We start from the raw sequence: 18,013 nt of genomic DNA on the forward strand, positions 1-18,013 counted from the left end.
CCGCCATGCCCGCCGCCGCGCTCAAGAAGCAGTCCCGCGACCTCCTCAAGCAAAGGCTGAAGGCGGAGCGGACGCTGCTGATCGCCGCCTTCCGCGCCGACGGCAAGCCCGAAAAGCTGCTGCGCGGCCTGCGCCACAGCGTCGACGAGGTACTCACCGAAGCGTGGCAAACGGTCGGCCTGCCCGCCTCCACCGCGCTGGTGGGCGTGGGCGGCTACGGGCGCGGCGAACTGTTTCCGTACTCTGATGTCGACCTGCTGATCTTGCTGGGCGAACCTGCCGACGCCATCACCCAGGCCAAGCTGGAAGAGCTGGTGCAGATGCTGTGGGACCTGGGCCTGGAAATCGGCCACAGCATCCGCACCATCGACGAGTGCATGAGCGAGTCGAAGGCCGACATCACGGTGCAAACGAGCCTGTTAGAGGCGCGCCTGGTGTGCGGCGACGCGCACCTGTTCGAGCAATTGCAGGAGCGTTACCTCGGTGCGCTCGACCCGCGCGCGTTTTTCCACGCCAAGGCGGCCGAAATGCGCCTGCGCCACGCCAAATACGAAGACACGGCTTTCTCGCTGGAGCCGAACGTCAAGGAAAGCCCGGGCGGCTTGCGCGACCTGCAAGTCATCCTGTGGGTGGCCAAGGCGGCCGGGCTGGCCAATTCCTGGGGCCAGCTGGCCACGCGCGGCCTGATCACCCAGACCGAAGCGCGCCAGCTGATGGAAAAGGAGCGCGCCTTCAAGGATATCCGCGTGCGCCTGCACCTGCACGCCAACCGGCGCGAAGACCGCCTGGTGTTCGACGTCCAGACACCCATCGCGGAAAGCTTCGGCCTGAAAACCACCGGCGAAGGCATCAACGCGCGCCGCGCCAGCGAATACCTGATGCAGCGCTATTACTGGGCGGCCAAGACGGTCACCCAGCTCAACACCATCATGCTGCAAAATATCGAAGCGCAGCTATTCCCCGAGGCCAACGAGGCCGAGGCGATCAACGAGCGCTTCAACGATGTCAACGGCCTGATCGACATCGCGCACGACCACACCTTCACCCGGCAACCGTCGACGGTGCTGGAAGTGTTCGTGCTGATGACCGAGCGCCCTCACCTCAAGGGCATGACGGCGCGCACCATGCGCGCGCTGTGGCACGCGCGCTTCGAGATCGACACCAAATTCCGCGAAGATCCGGTCAACCGCGCCCTCTTCCTGCGCATCCTGCAGGCGCCGGTGGGCCTGGTGCACGCGCTGCGGCGCATGAACGACACCAGCATCCTGGGACGCTACCTACCCAACTTCCGCCGCATCGTGGGCCAGATGCAGCACGACCTGTTCCATGTGTACACGGTCGACCAGCATATCCTGATGGTGGTGCGCAACATGCGCCGCTTCACGATGACCGAGCACGCGCACGAATACCCGTTCTGCAGCCAGCTGATCGCCAACTTCCGCAAGTCCTGGCTGCTGTACGTGGCCGCCCTGTTCCACGACATCGCCAAGGGCCGTGGCGGCGACCATTCCAAGCTCGGCACCGTGGACGCCGCCCAGTTCTGCGAAGAGCACGCCATCGGCTCGGAAGATACCGAACTGGTGGTCTTTTTGGTCGAAAACCACCTGACCATGTCGCAGGTCGCACAAAAGCAGGACCTGTCGGACCCGGACGTGATCGAAAGCTTCGCCAAAGTGGTCAAGGACGAGCGCCACCTGACCGCGCTGTACCTGCTGACGGTGGCCGATATCCGCGGCACCAGCCCCAAGGTGTGGAACGCGTGGAAAGCCAAGCTGCTCGAAGACCTGTACCGCGTGACCCTGCGCGTGCTGGGGGGCGAACCGCATTCGGCCGACCGCGAACTGAAAAACCGCCAGGAAGAAGCGATGGCCACGCTGCGCCTGTACGGCTTGCCCGACATCGCCCATGTCGACCTGTGGAAGCAGCTCGACGTCGCCTACTTCTTGCGCCACGACGCTTCCGATATCGCCTGGCAGACCCGCTGTCTGTGGGATAAGCTGGGCAGCGCCACGCCGGTCGTCAAATGCCGCCTGGCGCCGATCGGCGAAGGCTTGCAGGTGGCCGTCTACGTCAAGGACCAGCCCGACCTGTTCGCGCGCATTTGCAGCTATTTCGACCGCAAGAATTTCAGCATTCTCGACGCCAAGATCCATACGACCCGGCACGGCTACGCGCTCGACACCTTCATGGTGACCGAGCAGAGCTTCGCCAAGAGCTACCGCGACATCATCAACCTGATCGAGCACGAGATTTGCGAATTGCTGACTTCGCAGGCGCCCTTGCCGGCGCCCACGCGCGGGCGCCTCTCGCGCCTGTCGCGCACCTTCCCGCTCACGCCGACGGTCGATTTGCGGCCCGACGAGCGCGGCCAGTATTACCTGCTCTCGATTGCCGCCAACGACCGTACCGGGCTGCTGTATGCCATCGCCAATGTGCTCGCGCGCTACCGCATCAACCTGCACACGGCCAAGATCATGACCCTGGGCGAGCGGGTGGAAGACGTATTCCTGGTCGACGGCGCGGTGCTCAACAACGCGCGCAAGCAGATCCAGCTCGAAACCGACCTGCTCGACGCGCTGCGCGTGTGATTGTCAAGATTTCCCTTTCCAGTAACCCTTTAAGTAACCTTAAAAGCAAGCCATGACTGAATTAGTACGCCTCTCCAAACGCATGTCCGAACTGGGGCTCTCGTCGCGCCGCGAAGCCGATGAATGGATCGCACGCGGCTGGGTGCGGGTCGATGGCCAGGTCATCTCCGAACTGGGCAGCAAAGTGCTTCCGCACCAGAAAATCACCGTCGAGCGCCAGGCCGCGGCCGAGCAATCCAAGCGCGTTACCGTGCTGATCAACAAACCGATGGGCTACGTCAGCGGCCAGGCCGAGGATGGCTACACGCCGGCCGTGGCACTGATCAAGGCCGAGAACCGCTGGGCCGACGACCCGTCGCCGGAAACCTTCCACCCGACCCAGCTGCGTTCGCTGGTACCGGCCGGACGCCTGGATATCGACTCGGTCGGCCTGCTGATCCTGACTCAGGATGGGCGCGTCGCGAAAACCCTGATCGGGCAGGATACCGCCATCGAAAAGGAATACCTGGTGCGCGTGCAATACACCAAGGAAGGCAAGCTGCCGGAATCGGACCTGAAGAAGCTGTGCTTCGGCCTGTGGATGGACGGCAAGCCGCTGCTGGCGGCCAAGGTACGCTGGCAGAACGACGACCAGCTCAGCTTCACCTTGAGAGAAGGCAAGAAGCGCCAGATCCGCCGCATGTGCGACATGGTCGGCTTGAAAGTGATCGGCCTCAAGCGCGTGCGCATCGGCAAGGTCAAGCTGGGCGACCTTCCGGTCGGACAATGGCGCTATCTGCGCCCTGACGAACAGTTCTGAGCGCACGGCTGCAATCACTTTTTTGTCGTCCGCGATGTCCGCTTTGGGATTAGACGGCTCTTGAACAAGGTATACCTGAGTTTCTCGGCCAGCGGCTGCTGGACCGACGACTACAAGCTCGGCCTGCTGACCGCCAACCTGGGCGCGGACCCGAGCATGCCATCCAACTGGAGCAAGGCGGCAACGCCGATCCTACAAAAGGGCAATGGCGCCTTCGGCCCCGGCCACAATGGCTTTACCAGGTCGCCCGACGGCACCGAGGACTGGATCGTCTACCACGCCAATCCCGCCACAGGCCAGGGCTGCGGCGACGCGCGCACCACGCGCATCGAGAAGCTGAGCTGGAATGGCGACCTTCCGGTGATCGGTGCGCCGCTGGCCGCCGGCACGCCCGTAACGCCTCCATCCGGCGAGGGAAGCGCCACCATCTGGTACCGCGTACGCAACGAGGCCAGCGGCAAGGTAATGAGCATCGACCGCGCCGCCGCCGCCAACGGCGCCGCCATCTGGCAATTCACCAACCTCAACAATTCGGATCAGCTGTGGTCGCTCGACCCGGTCGACGGCGCCTGGTTCAAGCTCAGCTCGAACTACAAGGGCAAGGTGGTGGACGTGGCCGGCCACAGCACCGCACCCGGGGTGGCGCTCAAGACCTATCCTTACGCGGCCACCTGCAACCAGCAGTGGCAATTGGTGCCGGGCACCACCCGGCATGTCGGCGTGCGCAACCGCAGCAGTGGACTGATGCTCGACACCCGCGACGGCTGCCTGCTCGACGGCGCCGTGATCCAGCAGTGGACTGCCAATGGACTGGCGCCGCAACGCTGGCGCCTTGAGCGGGCCAACTAGCAGCAGGCCGGAGCTCAGCGGTATGAGTGAGGGGTGGCAAACGCTGGGTGTCCGAATCCGGCCACGTACGACCAGCTAACATTGACAAAGCGCAGTCCGTCACCCACACTCGTTTATGACTTGGTAATGTAACTCAACCGACATCAACCATCAGCACGGGCGGGGGTCAGATGGCCAGTGATAGTTCTGCCACAATTTCTCTTCCACAGGGAGGAGGCGCACTGAAAGGCTTGAGCGAGAAGTTTTCGCCGGACCTCTACACTGGCACCGGCAACTTCTCGATTCCGGTCCCGCTACCGCCCGGGCGCAACGGCTTCCAGCCACAGCTCGGATTATCGTTCAGCACCGGTCATGGAAACGGCGCGTTCGGCGCCGGCTGGTCGGCTGGCATCCCTGCGCTCAGCCGCAAAACCTCCCACGGCATTCCGCGCTATCGCGACAATGCCGGTGCCAGCTCGATCAAACCCGACGTGTTCATGCTGTCCGGCGCCGAAGACCTGGTTCCGGTCGATGGAGGAGCGCCCGGCGCCCAGCGCTACCGGCCCCGAACCGAAGGCTTGTTTGCGCTGATCGATCGTTTTCATGATGCCGGCAACGATTACTGGAAAGTGCAAACGAAAGATGGCTTGACCAGCTTTTACGGCACGCCCGGATTGGCAGGCAATGATCCGGCAGTCATCGCCAACCCCGCCGACCGCCGTAAAGTATTCACCTGGAACCTGAGCTGCACGGTCGACCCTTTCGGCAACCGCATCGAGTACGCCTATGCGCGCGACCAGGGAGATGCCGGTGCGCTGGAATGGGACCAGCTTTATCTCAAGCAAATCCGTTATGTCGACTATCCGGATTCCGCCGGCCAGCTGCACTATCTGGTGCATGTCGATTTTTTATACGACAACGATGTCCCTCCTCCCGGGGCAAGTGCGGCGCGCGAACGTCCCGATCCCTTCTCGGAGGGCCGCGCAGGCTTCCAGATCCGCACCCGGCGCCGCTGCAAATGGATCGTGGTCAAGACCCGTCCCGTACCGGCGCGCGAACAACTGGTGCGAGCGCTTGAACTGATCTATCTCGATGAGCGTACCGACTTGCCCGATCTGCCAGAGCGCCTGCCGCTGAATGCGATGTCGCTGATGAGCCTGATCGACGTCATCGGTTACGACGATGACAATCGGCCGGCCCGCGAATTGCCGCCTGTTGAATTCACCTACAGCAGTTTCGAACCGCGGCAGCGAAAATTTGCGGCGGTGACCGGACAAAACCTGCCCCCTGTGTCGCTGGCCAATCCGGATATCGCCCTGGTCGACCTGTCCGGAAACGGTCTGCCGGACCTGTTTGAAATGGGCGACAGCGTGCGCTATTGGCGCAACCTCGGCGGCGGCCAGTTCGACCTGCCGCGCGCCATGCCGGACGCCCCTGCCGGCCTGCGCCTTTCCGATCGTGGCGTCCAGCTGATCGATGCCAATGGCGACGGGCGCAGCGACCTGCTGGTGACAAACGCCGAGTTGTCCGGCTATTACGCGGCCACGTTCCAGGGGGCCTGGGACCGCAAAAAATCCTTTCAGCGCTATCGCCAGGCCCCGGGCTTCGACCTGGAGGATCCGGAAGTGCACCTGGTCGACCTCGATGGCGATGGCGTCACCGATGCCATTCGTGCCGCCACACGGCTGGAATGCTACTTCAACGATCCGCTCCAGGGATGGCAGCCGGGCACGGATCACGTGCGCTTTGTCGAGCGGCGCCCTGACGGATTCCCCGCCAGTTTCTCCGATCCACGCGTGAGGTGGGCCGACATGACGGGCGACGGCATGCAGGATGTTGTACTGGTCCACAATGCCCGGATCGATTACTGGCCGAACCTCGGCTACGGCGAGTTCGGTCCACGCGTGCACATGCGCAATGCACCGCATCTGCCGCTCGACTACGATCCGCGCCGCCTGCTGATCGGCGATGTCGATGGCGACGGGATTGCCGATATCGTGTATATCGAACAGGGCCGGTTGACGCTCTGGATTAACCAGTGCGGCAACGGCTGGAGCGCGCCGGTCGTGATCCATGGCACCCCGCAGGTCAGCGACATCGATAGCGTGCGTCTGGTCGACCTGCTGGGAACCGGCGTGAGCGGGGTGCTGTGGACCCAGGATGCGCGTGGCGGCAGCCGCGATCGCTATTTCTTCCTCGATTTCACCGGCGCGGCAAAGCCGTATCTCCTGACCGGCATGAACAACCATATCGGCGCTGTCACCAGCGTGGAATATGCCTCCTCCACGCGCGAGTATGTGCGCGATCAGGCCGACCGGGCGACTGCCTGGCGCACGCCCTTGCCGTTTCCGGTACAGGTAGTAACGCGCGTCGAGGTGCTCGACCAGATCTCCCAGGGAAAACTCACCACGGAATATCGCTACCACCACGGCTACTGGGATGGCGCCGAGCGCGAGTTTCGCGGCTTTGGCATGGTGGAGCAGATCGATACCGTTTCCTTCGCAACATATAACGCAGCCGGCCTGCATGGCGCCGCGGCCTTTTTCGCCAGCGTCGAGCGGCGCTTCTTTTCGGCGCCCACGCTCACCAGGACATGGTTTCATCAAGGTCCGGCCGGCGCGGAGTCCGGCGATTGGCCAGAGCGCGATTTCACCAGCGAATACTGGCCGGGTGATCCGCAGCTGCTCAAGCACAGCGCGGCGGTCGATGCGTTTACCAGCACCTTGCCGCATCGCCGCGCCAAGCGCGACGCGTTACGCGCGCTGCGCGGCAGGATCTTGCGCAGCGAACTGTTCGCCCTGGATGGGTCGGCGCTGGAAGAGCGGCCGTACACCGTCACGGAACACGCATACGGGCTGCGCGAAGAACCGGCCGCCGGCGGCCCTGCGCCGGCGCGCGCCCGCGTCTTTTTCGCGCACAGTACGGCACAGCGCACCACGCAGTGGGAACGGGGTGACGATCCCTTGACGACATTCAGTTTCTCCAGCCAATACGATGATTACGGTCAACCCTTGATCCACAGCGCGCTCGCGATGCCGCGCCGTAGCCTCAAGCGTTTGCCGCAGCGCGAAAACAGTCCGACGGATCAAGCCGCCGTTCTTGCCACGCATACGTGCAGCGCGTATGCGGCGCAAGCCACGAGCCCGGCGAGCCGCATCTGCAACCGCATCGCGCGCAGCACCGGTTTCGCGCTCGTGCCTGCGGCGCGGGTGGTGGAGACGCAGCCCGCCGATGTCCTTGCCGTTTTACGCGATCACATGCAGCTTGCAGAAGCACTGCACCGGCAGTTCGAGGCCAGCCTGACAAGCTGGCAGCCCGAGCAAGGCAATCCGGCCGGCTACCGCATCATCGCGCATGCGCTGAGCTACTACGATGGAGCGGCTTACCAGGGCGAAGCGCTGGGCCTGGCGGGACGCTACGGCGCCCTGACCCGCTCCGAGTCCCTGGTCGTCACCGATGCGATCCTGGACCGTGTCTACCATGTTGGCGGCACCACGCGGCGCCCCGCCTATCTCGGCGGCACGGCGGCGTCGCCGTCCGGTGCGCCAGCCGGTTTCGGCGCCGACCATGGGTATCTGGACAAGCGCAACCATGTCGCCGGCTATGTTCCCGGCTACTATGCCAGCACCGGACAACACACCTTCGATTTCCAGGATGGCGCCGCCAATCCGCGCGGCTTGCCGGTGGCGATGCGCGATGCGCTCGACCACGAAACCAGGATCGAGCGCTACGACGACTTCCTGTTCCTTCCGCTTCAGCTACGCGACGCCCGCGGCATGTCCGTCACGGCCGAGTACAACTTGCGTGTGCTTCGGCCGCGCAAGGTGATCGATCCAAATGGAAATGTCAGCGAAGTGGCATTTTCGCCTGCGGGGTTCGTTACCGATACCTGGGTCAAGGGCAAGCATGGCGAAGGCGATGGCAGCAGTTCCGGCAGCAGGCGCTCGTACGATTTCCTGGCCTTCCAGCGCTCGGGCCAGCCGATTCATACGCGGACCATCCAGCGGGTTTATCACGACACCGACCCCGACGACACCGGTGAAACGATCGAGTCGCGCGACTATTCCGATGGATTCGGCCGTGTCATCCAGACCCGTAAGCAAGGCGCATCGGTACGCTTCGGCGACGGCATTTTATCGCCTGACCAGAATGAAGCGCACGGCGCTCCGCTGACCGCCACTGTCAACGCCGATGTCGACCGTCCCAACGTCCTGGTCAGCGGCTGGCAGGTGTATGACAACAAGGGAAAACCGGTCGAGAAGTACGAACCGTTTTTCTCGCAGGGATGGGCGTACGAGGCGCAGGCCGATGCGCAGCGCGGTGTGCATGCGCAGATGTATTACGACCCGCGCGGCCAGGTGATCCGCACGGTCAATCCGGATGGCTCCGAACGGCGTGTCCTGTTCGGCGTGCCGGCCAGCCTGGACGACCCGTTCAACTTCATCCCGACGCCATGGGAAGCCTACACCTACGATCCGAACGATAATGCGGGCCGCACCCATGCCGGCGACAGCGCGGCGCTACGCTACCGGCACCACTGGAATACGCCGTCCAGTATCATGATCGACGCCCTGGGACGCACCGTCGGCGCGGTGGCGCGGCACCGCCCCACGGCGCTGGCCGCCATCGAAGAGCACCTGACCGTCTCCGCGTACGACGTCCAGGGCGATGTGCTGCTCATTATCGACCCGCTGGGCCGTTACGCCTTTGAATACGCCTACGACCTTGCCAGGCACGCTTTACGCACCGAGAACATCGATGCCGGGACCAGCCAGGTTGTATTCAATGCGCTTGGCAGTGCCATCGAAAGCATGGACGCCAAGGGCGCATGCAGCCTGCGCCGCTACGATGAACTCAATCGCCCGCTGGGACTGTGGGCGCGCGACAGCGCTGCCGATGCGCTCACACTGCGCGAAAAATGCCTCTACGGCGACGACCCCAGCCTGGCCGCGTCGGCCGAGCACAACCTCTTGGGCAGGCTGTACCGGCACCATGACGAAGCCGGTGTCATCACCATTGCCGACTACGATTTCAAAGGCAATGTGCTCGCTTCCCGCCGTAGCGTGCTGTCGGACGACTTCATGCTTGCCAACCTGCGCGCACAGACCGGGACGGCCTGGGACTTGAGCGCTCCCCGTGTCGACTGGAACGGCGCGCCGGCCGGCATGCTGGACGCCGCCGAGTACCGTACCCGCAACGCGTACGACGCGATGAACCGCATCAAGTGGTCCGACTATCCGCAAGCCGCCAACGGCGAGCGCTACCGCCTGCGGCCCGGCTACGACCGCGCCGGGGCGCTGGAGCGGGTCGATCTCGAAGGCCCGCTGGGGGCAAATGACGCCGGTGCGCGGCAAACTTACGTGCAACGGCTGGCCTACAACGCCAGGGGACAGCGCACCTTCATCGCCTACGGCAATGGAAAGATCAAGCGCTACGCCTACGATCCGGCGACCTTCGGTTTGTTGAGAATGCGGACGGAAGGCTATACCCGGGCCAGTGATCTGGCCTACCAGCCAGGCGGCGCGGTGCTGCAAGACCTGGCTTACCAATATGACCTGGGCGGCAATATCGTGCGCACCACCGACCGGACCCCGGGTTGCGGCGTACGCAACAATCCGCGCGCCCTGCTCTATCCCGCATTGCAGACCCTGCTGGCCGCAGGGGACGCGCTGGTGCGCGAATTCACCTATGACCCGCTGTACCGGCTGGCATCGGCCAGCGGCCGCGAAAGCAGCGCCATCAGCGTGCCGCGCGCCGCCAGCGATGACGCGCGTGCCGGCTTTAACTCGGGCAATCATGGCTCGCCCGACCAGGACAATGCGCCGGACATGACCTCGCTGTATGACGAGGATTATGCGTACGATGCCGCCGGCAATATGTTGAAGTTGATCCACCGGCGAGATGGCGCCAGCGTCTGGTCACGTCATTTCGGCATGGCCGGATTCAACCCGGCGCAATGGAACGACAAGATCGCGCAGGCCGCCGGCGGCATTGCCCCCGATTGGGGCAGTGGCGGCAACCGCTTGACGCACTTCGGCAACGAGGCGGCAGCGGCGCTGTCGCACGCTTTCGACGCCAATGGCAATATGACGCAGGAACATGCCGAACGCCATGCCGACTGGGATCACGCCGACCGCATGAAAGCGTTTCGCATCCAGGCCGGCGCCTCCGGGCCGAGTCTCTACGCACTCTATCTGTACGATTCCGCCGGCATGCGCGTGAAAAAACTCGTCTGGAAAAGCGGCAGTTACACCACCACGACCTATCTTGGCGAGACGTTCGAGCAGCACAGGGAGGTCAAGCCGGGCGGCATTCGCGAAAACAATCATGTGCATGTGATGGACGGTGCAAGCCGCATCGCCATCGAGCGTATCGGCGACGCGTTCGACGGCGACGGCGCCAGCGGCCATCCGGTGCAGTATCACTTTGGCGACCATGCGGGCAGCAGTACCGTCGTTGTCGGCGGCAGCGGCGTCTGGATCAACCGCGAAGAATTCTTCCCGTACGGCGAAACGAGTTTTGGCAGCTTCGGAAAAAAACGATACCGCTATGCGGGCAAGGAGCGAGACGAGGAAAGCGGCTTGAACCGGAATGGCGTGCGTTACCTGTCGGGCGCGCTGGCGCGCTGGATCTCGTGCGATCCGGCTGGACCCATCGATGGCTTGAATCTCTACGTTTTCGCACGATGCTCACCGATCACGCTGAGCGACGCAAACGGCTACGCGGCCGGCGACGTCAATCTGGAAGCTGCCGTTACCGCCGAGCGAGCCGGTACTGAAATTTTGGTGAAGAAGTATTCAAAGGTCGCACCGACCACGGACATCACGCCACAGGGAAAATGTCTGACGGAAAACGGTGTCGATACCCACCTTGTGGTGGGAAAAGACAAGGCCGCTGTCAACGTCATGGGCGAAGTCAAGCATTCGCAAGCGCCTGAGCGCACTGGAACGTCGAAGTCCTTTCGCGGAAAAGAAACAGGCGCGGGGATCAGCTCATTCGACAGTGCGGCAAAAAACGACTACGGCCAGCTGGTAACGAACATCCGCGCCGCCCGCGCCAACTCCACCTTGGATCCCTCCACTGCCTACCATGCGATCGAAGGCGCCAAGGCCGGTGAAGTGATACCGGAAGTGGTTTTATCGGGCGACAATCTGAGGCTCAACGAGACGACCAGGTCCCGCTACCAGGCCAACGTCACGGCGGGGGATCAATTTGCCGATGCGGTCAAGCATGATGATTCCTTGAAGGTATCCAGATCGCTACGCGGGCCGCGTGGCCAGGCCAATCTGGGCGCGACGCTGTCAATGGCTGGCATCACCATGACCGTCGTGGCCCTGATTCAAACGAAATTGTCATTCGATGCGGCCTACGCCGAGTCGGTGCAAACCGGTTCGCAGAGGCCTCTTGAGGATGAAGCGATCAGGCAAGCCGGCGCCTGGGGCGCCGGCCTGGCGGCGGGCGTGGTCTTTTCCTTTGCAATCAAAGGGACGCTGCTGGGTGGCGCGGCGGGTCCGGGCGGCGCCGCGTTGGGCTTTTTCGTCGGCCTGGCGGTGGGCGGCGCGGCGGCATGGATAGGCGGAAAAGCGGCACAAGCGGGAATCGACTCGGGCGCGGTCGATGGCATGCGCGGCATATTCCAACCATGATCAGGGTGGCAAGTGCGCCGGCCTGGTGAATGCCACAGCCGCAATAGGGCGTCAAGGCAGTGCGATCTGGACCGGGGGTAAAGGCTGTTTGTTCGTGACAAATGAACGAAGAAACCGATGTTGAATCCGGATAGACGCGGCGGCACGTCCGCCGCGATGCGCTCCCGGATAGCCGGAACGCCGCCCGGATCGAAGCGTCGAACAAAGGAGACAGCATGGCATTCATCGCAACACCCACCGCCGGGCAGCTCGTCGCGGGTCCGGCGCAAGGAAATGGCTTGTTTTGCGCGGGTCGCTGGTTCGAGGTGATCGAAACCGAGAACAGCCATGGGGCGACGCATACGATCGAGGTCCCTTACAGAAACGCGCCGCTGTCCGTCACGCTGAAGCAAGCGAATACGCCCGATCAGACAGGCAATACAAGGACCGATCACAACGGCGACTGGAAAATTACTTTTTCCTCTTGCAAGCCCGGCCATGCGGATGTGTCCCTGCTCGACCAGGCCGAGGTGCTGGAGAGCGTCGCGTTCAATATCGCACCGAACCTGCGGGTGCCGCTCGCGCTCAAGCTGGAAGGCCTGGACGCAAGCGGCAATCAACTGATCGACTTGCCGGAAGGCGGCCGGCATTTGCAGATCGAGGTCTTGCCGCGCAGTCCCACACGCGCGATCGGCGTGCAGCTTCGCGCGCAAGGCGATCTTTTGCCGCGCCAGACCGGTTCTCCGGCGACGCCCTTGGCCGCCCTCGCCTTCTCGTCCTTCCTTCCGGGAAAATACGCACCCATGGGTCCGGCCATCCTGGTCGATGACACGGATTTCTTCGGTGTCGTCACCACCACCCAGTTCAATTTCCAGACGCGCGACTTCACCGATCCGTCCATCGCGATCAGCGAACCGGCTGAAGACCAGGTGATCGTGGTGGGGCAATTGCCCTTGACCCTGGCGGTGCGTGGCACCGTGAGCGATCCGCAAAGCGGCTACAAGGACGGTACGCTGACCTACTCGTTCGCCGGACAAACCGACGTGCCGGTCAACGTCGCCGGCGGCGCCTGGGTTTTCGAGCTGAGCGTGGCCAGCTATGGCCAGTACGAGCTGACCATGACGGCGGCCGATGTGGTGGGCAACACCCGCGCGCGCATCGCGGTACGCCAGTTCGAGGTGGTGTCCTCGTACCAGCCGAAGTCGATCGACGAGTTGCTCAGCCCTTCAGCCTATCTCAACGAACTGCTGCGCTTCGCCCGCAGCCATCTGCTGACCGGCGATACCCCAAACGCAGGCGCGGCAAGCGCCGTCGATCTGACACGCGAATTTCGGCAGCCATTCGGCGAGCTCGCGCAACCGGGTTCGGTCGCCGCCGGGCGGCCCGTCTCCGACCTGCTGACGCCAGTGCAGATCTTGCGGGACGTCAAATCCGCCGACACGGCCAGCCTGATCGGACGCTGGACGTTTGCGGAACTGGCGCAGCAGGCACCCGACGGCGTACGCGACCGGGCCGGACGCTTCGACCTGAACGGTGGCTATCACGGTAGCGGCAGCTATGCCGACGTGGTGGCCCGGATGCTTGGCGCCCCAGGCACCGACATGGAGGGCGCCATGGTGCTCGACGGCGAATCGTACGCCCAGATCGGGCACCGCCCGGTGCTCGAAGTCGGCCGCGACGAGCGCGATTTCACGCTCTCGTGCTGGGTCTATCCGAACGATACCGGCAACGGCACGTGGCGCCAGATCCTGTACAAAGGGCATGAACCGGTATGGCCCACGGATGTGAACCGCACCTTCAGCCTGTGGCTCATGCCCGACTCGAATACCGTGTATTTTCGTATTTCAACAACGGGCAATGTGGACGATGGCGGCGCCTCCGCCAGCACCTTGCCGGTCCAGCGCTGGTCGCATCTTGCCTATGTAAAATCAGGCGGGCAACTCAAGCTGTACATCGATGGCAAACTGGATGCCGAGGTGACATTGGCGGGCAGTGTCGTGGCCAATACCGATCCCCTCATTATCGGCAAGAGTCCCTACTCGAATAGCTACAAGGGCGGCTTCGCGGAACTTCGCTTGTACGGCTATGCCTTGCAGCCGGAAGACGTGGAACAACTGGCCTTGAATCGCCGCCTCGGCATGACGGCAACGCCGATTGCCGACTACCATGAAGCCGCCTACGAGGCCTTGCTGCTCGGACTGGGTACCTCGCTGGAAGAGCTGCGCGGACTGGGTGCCTTGTCCGGCGCCCAGCGCCATGCCCTGGCCGAGCGCCTGGGACTGCTCACGCCGGTCGCCAGCGGGGACAACCTGGCCACCATCATGCCCAATTATCCACCGGGCTCGACCATGTTCGAGCCGTGGCTGGCAGGCGCCTTCGGATTGCCTCTTACCTACACGCCAGAGTTTCCGTCGGAATTACCCATCGACTTCACCGGGATCGTGTCGGCCCAGCGCTTCAATCTGAGCTATCGATGGTCGCAGGAAGACGCGCGGCAAGCCATGCCGCCGGAACTCGATCCGGATCTGGTGGAGATGGCGGACCTCGCCCCTGCCGCGCTCGATTGGTCAGCCCTGCTACGCGCGCGCAGCACGGAATTGACGGTGCAGTTCGACGCCTTCGCTGCACTGCTCGGCGCCGGGTCGGCCGCCGCCGCGCTCGACAAAGTCTATTCGCGCGACGAACTGAGCAAATTACAGGCCTTGTCGATTGCGGAAAAAGCAGGGATACCGATTGGCGCCGAACTCGCGCATTTCCACCTCGATCACAAGATGTTCCGGCGCCTGCTGGCGTACATCGACCAGCTCACTGTCGCGCTTGGCCCGCAAGAACGCAATGACTTTGCCCATTTGCTCACGCAATTATGGAAAGTGCGTACCCGCTACACGCCCTGGATACAGGCGGAGACGGCCCTCGGATCGCGCCTCTGGCCCACCGCGACAACGGCGGCGGCCTGGCATCCCGGCTCCTACAAGTCCGGTTTCTTGCCCTGGCGCGGCAACGCACTGCAAAGAACCGCCATCGAGCGGCGCCTGGGCGGCAGGCTGCGGGCCTGGCAAACCATCCGGGATGCGCAAGAACGCTCGGTGGGCGAGGTGCAGCGCATCACGCTGCCCTTGCTGCGCGACGATTTGCTCGGGATCGCGGCGCTGCCTTTCGCAACCCAACGCATGGATCAGTTGACCGAACGCTGGCTGGTCGATTTTGCCGCGACCAGTGCCACCTTGGTCACGCCGCTCGAACAGGCGACGCTCAGCTTGCAAACACTCATCAATGGCATTCGCCATGCATGGTACGAAGCAAGTCACGTGGCCGGGCGCTGGACCATCAAGCCCGAATACCGCGAGCAATTCGACGATGAATGGCAGTGGCTGGGCAACTATGGACACTGGCGCGCCGCAGTGCTGAGCTATCTGTATCCGGAAAATCTCTTGTTCCCGGAGCTGAAGAAAGGACGATCGGCCGCGTTCGATACATTTCAAACTGAATTGCGCAACATGCAGCCGCTGTCGTCGGGCAGCCTGACCAGGCCGCCGGCCGCCTTTACCCTTGCCCGCAATGCGCTCGCCGGCGACGAGGCCGCGTATTTTGCACCGATGGCAATCGGCCTCGCGCTGCAAAGGGCTGGACTGTATGCCTCCGCCCTCGACACCTACCGGCAAGTGTTCGATGCGAGCCGGCCGGGAGCCGCACGCAAGCGCGCCGCCTTGCTCAGGAGCGAACACGATCATCAAGCCCCGGCCCCCTTCTTCGACGACCGCTGGACCCTGGAACTGACCGACCCGCATGCGGTCGCCTTGCGGCAAGACGACAACGGCCAGCGCATCTGGGGCAATCCGTACACGCGCCATACGATCACCCAAATCGCCCACTGCCTGCTGGCGCAAGCGGACGGCGAGTATGCGGCAGGAACCAAAGACGCGCGCAACAAGGCACTGTCGATTTACCTGGAAGCCAGGCAAGTGCTCGCCTTCGATGAATTGCGCGACCTGAAACCGGTGCGGCCGGAACAGGCCTATCTGCCCAATCCGGTCGTGGCGGCACAACGGGCGCACGTCGATGTCGCTTTACGCAAATTGCGGCGCGGCTTGAGTTTTGCAGGCACACCGCTGGCGCCGGACCTGACCCGGGGCCCGCATGCGGGCGCGGCGTCGAGCCTGACCAGGCCGACGCCATACCGCTTCAAGATATTGATGGAGCGTGCCAGGCAATTGGCCGCACAGGCCCAGCAGTTCGAGTCGCACTATTTGTCCGTCATGGAAAAAGGCGAAGCGGAAGCCGAAAAACTCATGCGCGAGAATTTCATTTCCGAAATCGCCGGACAAACCGTCACGCTGCGCCAGTTAGGCGAAGACGATGCCCGGACAGGAAAGGTGTTGGCGCAGCTGCAACAAGGCCGTTCGCAAATGCAGAGCGATCGATACCAAAGCTGGCTTGCCGCCGGCGCGAACGAGAACGAACGATTGCAGATGAGGTATATTCAAGAAACAAGTACGAGTCGTCAGGTCATGAATATTGCCGACGCGGTCATGAGTGGCACGCAAGCGATACAAGTGGCGGCAGGCCTGATCGAGACCGTGCTGTCGGCGGGTGCGAAAATGGCACTTGGTGTCACCATCGCGGCCGCCGCCGCCGGCAAGGCGGTAGCCCAGGGCTTCCTGATTGACCAGGAAACCAGAAGCCAGTTGACCGGCATCCTCGCCTCGCACGAGCGCAGGGCCCAGGAATGGCAACTGCAACACGACTTGTCCAGGCAGGATGTGCTGATCGGAACGCAGCAGCTCGTGGCTGCGGACGATCGCATCGCCATCGCCGTGCAAGAGTCGCTGATCGCCCGTACCCAGTTGACGCAATCGCGCCAGATGCTGGCATTTCTCAATAACAAATTTACCAGCGTCGAATTCTACCAATGGCTGACCGGGGTGCTGGTCGAGACCTATGCATTTTTCCTGCGTACGGCAGCCAGTACCGCACAACAGGCCGAACTGCAACTCGCCTTCGAACGCCAGGAAACGCCTGTGCGCCAGATCAAGTCAGACTATTGGTTATCTGCATCGGAAGCATCGGGCGGGGCGGATGGCAGCGCCACACCGGACCGGCGCGGGATCGGCGGGTCGACCCGGCTGCTGCAAGACCTCTACACGCTCGACCAGCAAGCCTTCAGTTCCGAACGCCGCTTGCTTAACCTGAGCCAGAGTTTTTCGCTTTCCCGCCTGATGCCCGTTGAATTCGAAGAATTCCGGCGTACCGGTGTGTTGACCATTTCCACACCGATGCAATGGTTCGATGAAGGCTTCCCGGGGCACTATATGCGCTTGCTCAAGCGTGCACGCATCTCGGTTGCCGCGCTCATCCCGCCAGGCCAGGGCATCCGCGCCACCTTGACCAACGGCGGCCTGTCGCGCGTCGTCACCGCCGAGCCGGGCTTTCCGACCGTCGTGGTGCGCCAGGATCCCCAGAGCGTCGCGCTGACGTCGCCCGTGGCCGCCACGGGTGTATTCGAACTCGATGCCCAGCCGGACATGCTATACCCCTTCGAGGGAACGGGCGTGGACACGACCTGGTACTTCGAACTGCCACCGGCCGCGAATCCCTTCGCTTTCGATACGCTTGCCGAAGTGGTGCTGACCGTTGATTACAGTGCGCTGATGAGCTACGAACTGCGTGACCGGGTAATCAAGAAGTTGCCGCGCCGTTGGAGCGGCGATCTGAGCTATAGCGTGCGGCGCGACCTGCCCGACGTCTGGTATGAGCTGTCCAATCCCTCGCGTGCGGGCGTGTACGAGATCGATCTCCATATGGATGCGCGATCGTTTCCCGCAGGGCTGTCCGATCTCCAGATCGATGAAGTGGCGCTGTCGATGCACTTGAAGGACGGCAGCTACCCGGCGGCCTTCGTTGCGCCGGCATTGACGCCTTCCGGGGGCGCGGCCCCGACCACGGGCGCAGCGGCCGCCTTGATCCATGGGCTCGCCAGTTCGACGCAATCCGGTACACCGAGCTGGAGCGTGTTGAGGGGAGCGGCAGGAACAGGCGCCTTGTGGAAATTTACGCTAACGACCGATCAATTTTCGAGCTTTTCGCTCAGCGAATCGTTCCAGGAGGCGAACGTGGACGACATTATCCTCGTCTTCACCGCGTCCGGACTGCGTCCGGCGTGGCTGACATGAGCC

5 protein-coding genes are annotated in these 18,013 nt (G+C 63.2%); all 5 read left to right on the forward strand.

Annotated elements, in window-relative coordinates; translation table 11 throughout:
* Nucleotides 1–5: 5 nt before the first annotated feature.
* Nucleotides 6–2,588: a [protein-PII] uridylyltransferase gene (locus PO883_RS09745; protein ID WP_289309582.1), complete on the forward strand. Its 2,583-nt coding sequence runs from the start codon at nucleotides 6–8 to the stop codon at nucleotides 2,586–2,588.
* Between the two features lie 52 nt (nucleotides 2,589–2,640).
* Entirely contained in the window at nucleotides 2,641–3,387 is a 747-nt protein-coding gene (locus PO883_RS09750) for a pseudouridine synthase (protein ID WP_054262920.1), read from the forward strand.
* Between the two features lie 60 nt (nucleotides 3,388–3,447).
* Entirely contained in the window at nucleotides 3,448–4,236 is a 789-nt protein-coding gene (locus PO883_RS09755; protein ID WP_289309583.1) for an RICIN domain-containing protein, read from the forward strand.
* A gap of 230 nt (nucleotides 4,237–4,466) precedes the next feature.
* Nucleotides 4,467–11,861 carry a SpvB/TcaC N-terminal domain-containing protein gene (locus PO883_RS09760; protein WP_289309584.1) on the forward strand — a complete coding sequence of 2,465 codons (7,395 nt, stop codon included), beginning with the start codon at nucleotides 4,467–4,469 and terminating at the stop codon, nucleotides 11,859–11,861.
* 215 nt (nucleotides 11,862–12,076) lie between these two features.
* Nucleotides 12,077–18,010, forward strand: a complete 5,934-nt coding sequence (locus PO883_RS09765) for a LamG-like jellyroll fold domain-containing protein (RefSeq protein WP_289309585.1) — start codon at nucleotides 12,077–12,079, stop codon at nucleotides 18,008–18,010.
* Nucleotides 18,011–18,013 lie beyond the last annotated feature (3 nt).

This window comes from Massilia sp. DJPM01, from assembly GCF_030348125.1.
Taxonomy (GTDB): domain Bacteria; phylum Pseudomonadota; class Gammaproteobacteria; order Burkholderiales; family Burkholderiaceae_D; genus Telluria_A; species Telluria_A frigida.

Bases quoted from the DNA above. Each gene is read 5' to 3' on its own strand.
- PO883_RS09765 (WP_289309585.1), top strand. From the start codon at position 12,077: ATGGCATTCATCGCAACACCCACCGCCGGGCAGCTCGTCGCGGGTCCG.
- PO883_RS09750 (WP_054262920.1), top strand. From the start codon at position 2,641: ATGACTGAATTAGTACGCCTCTCCAAACGCATGTCCGAACTGGGGCTC.
- PO883_RS09745 (WP_289309582.1), top strand. From the start codon at position 6: ATGCCCGCCGCCGCGCTCAAGAAGCAGTCCCGCGACCTCCTCAAGCAA.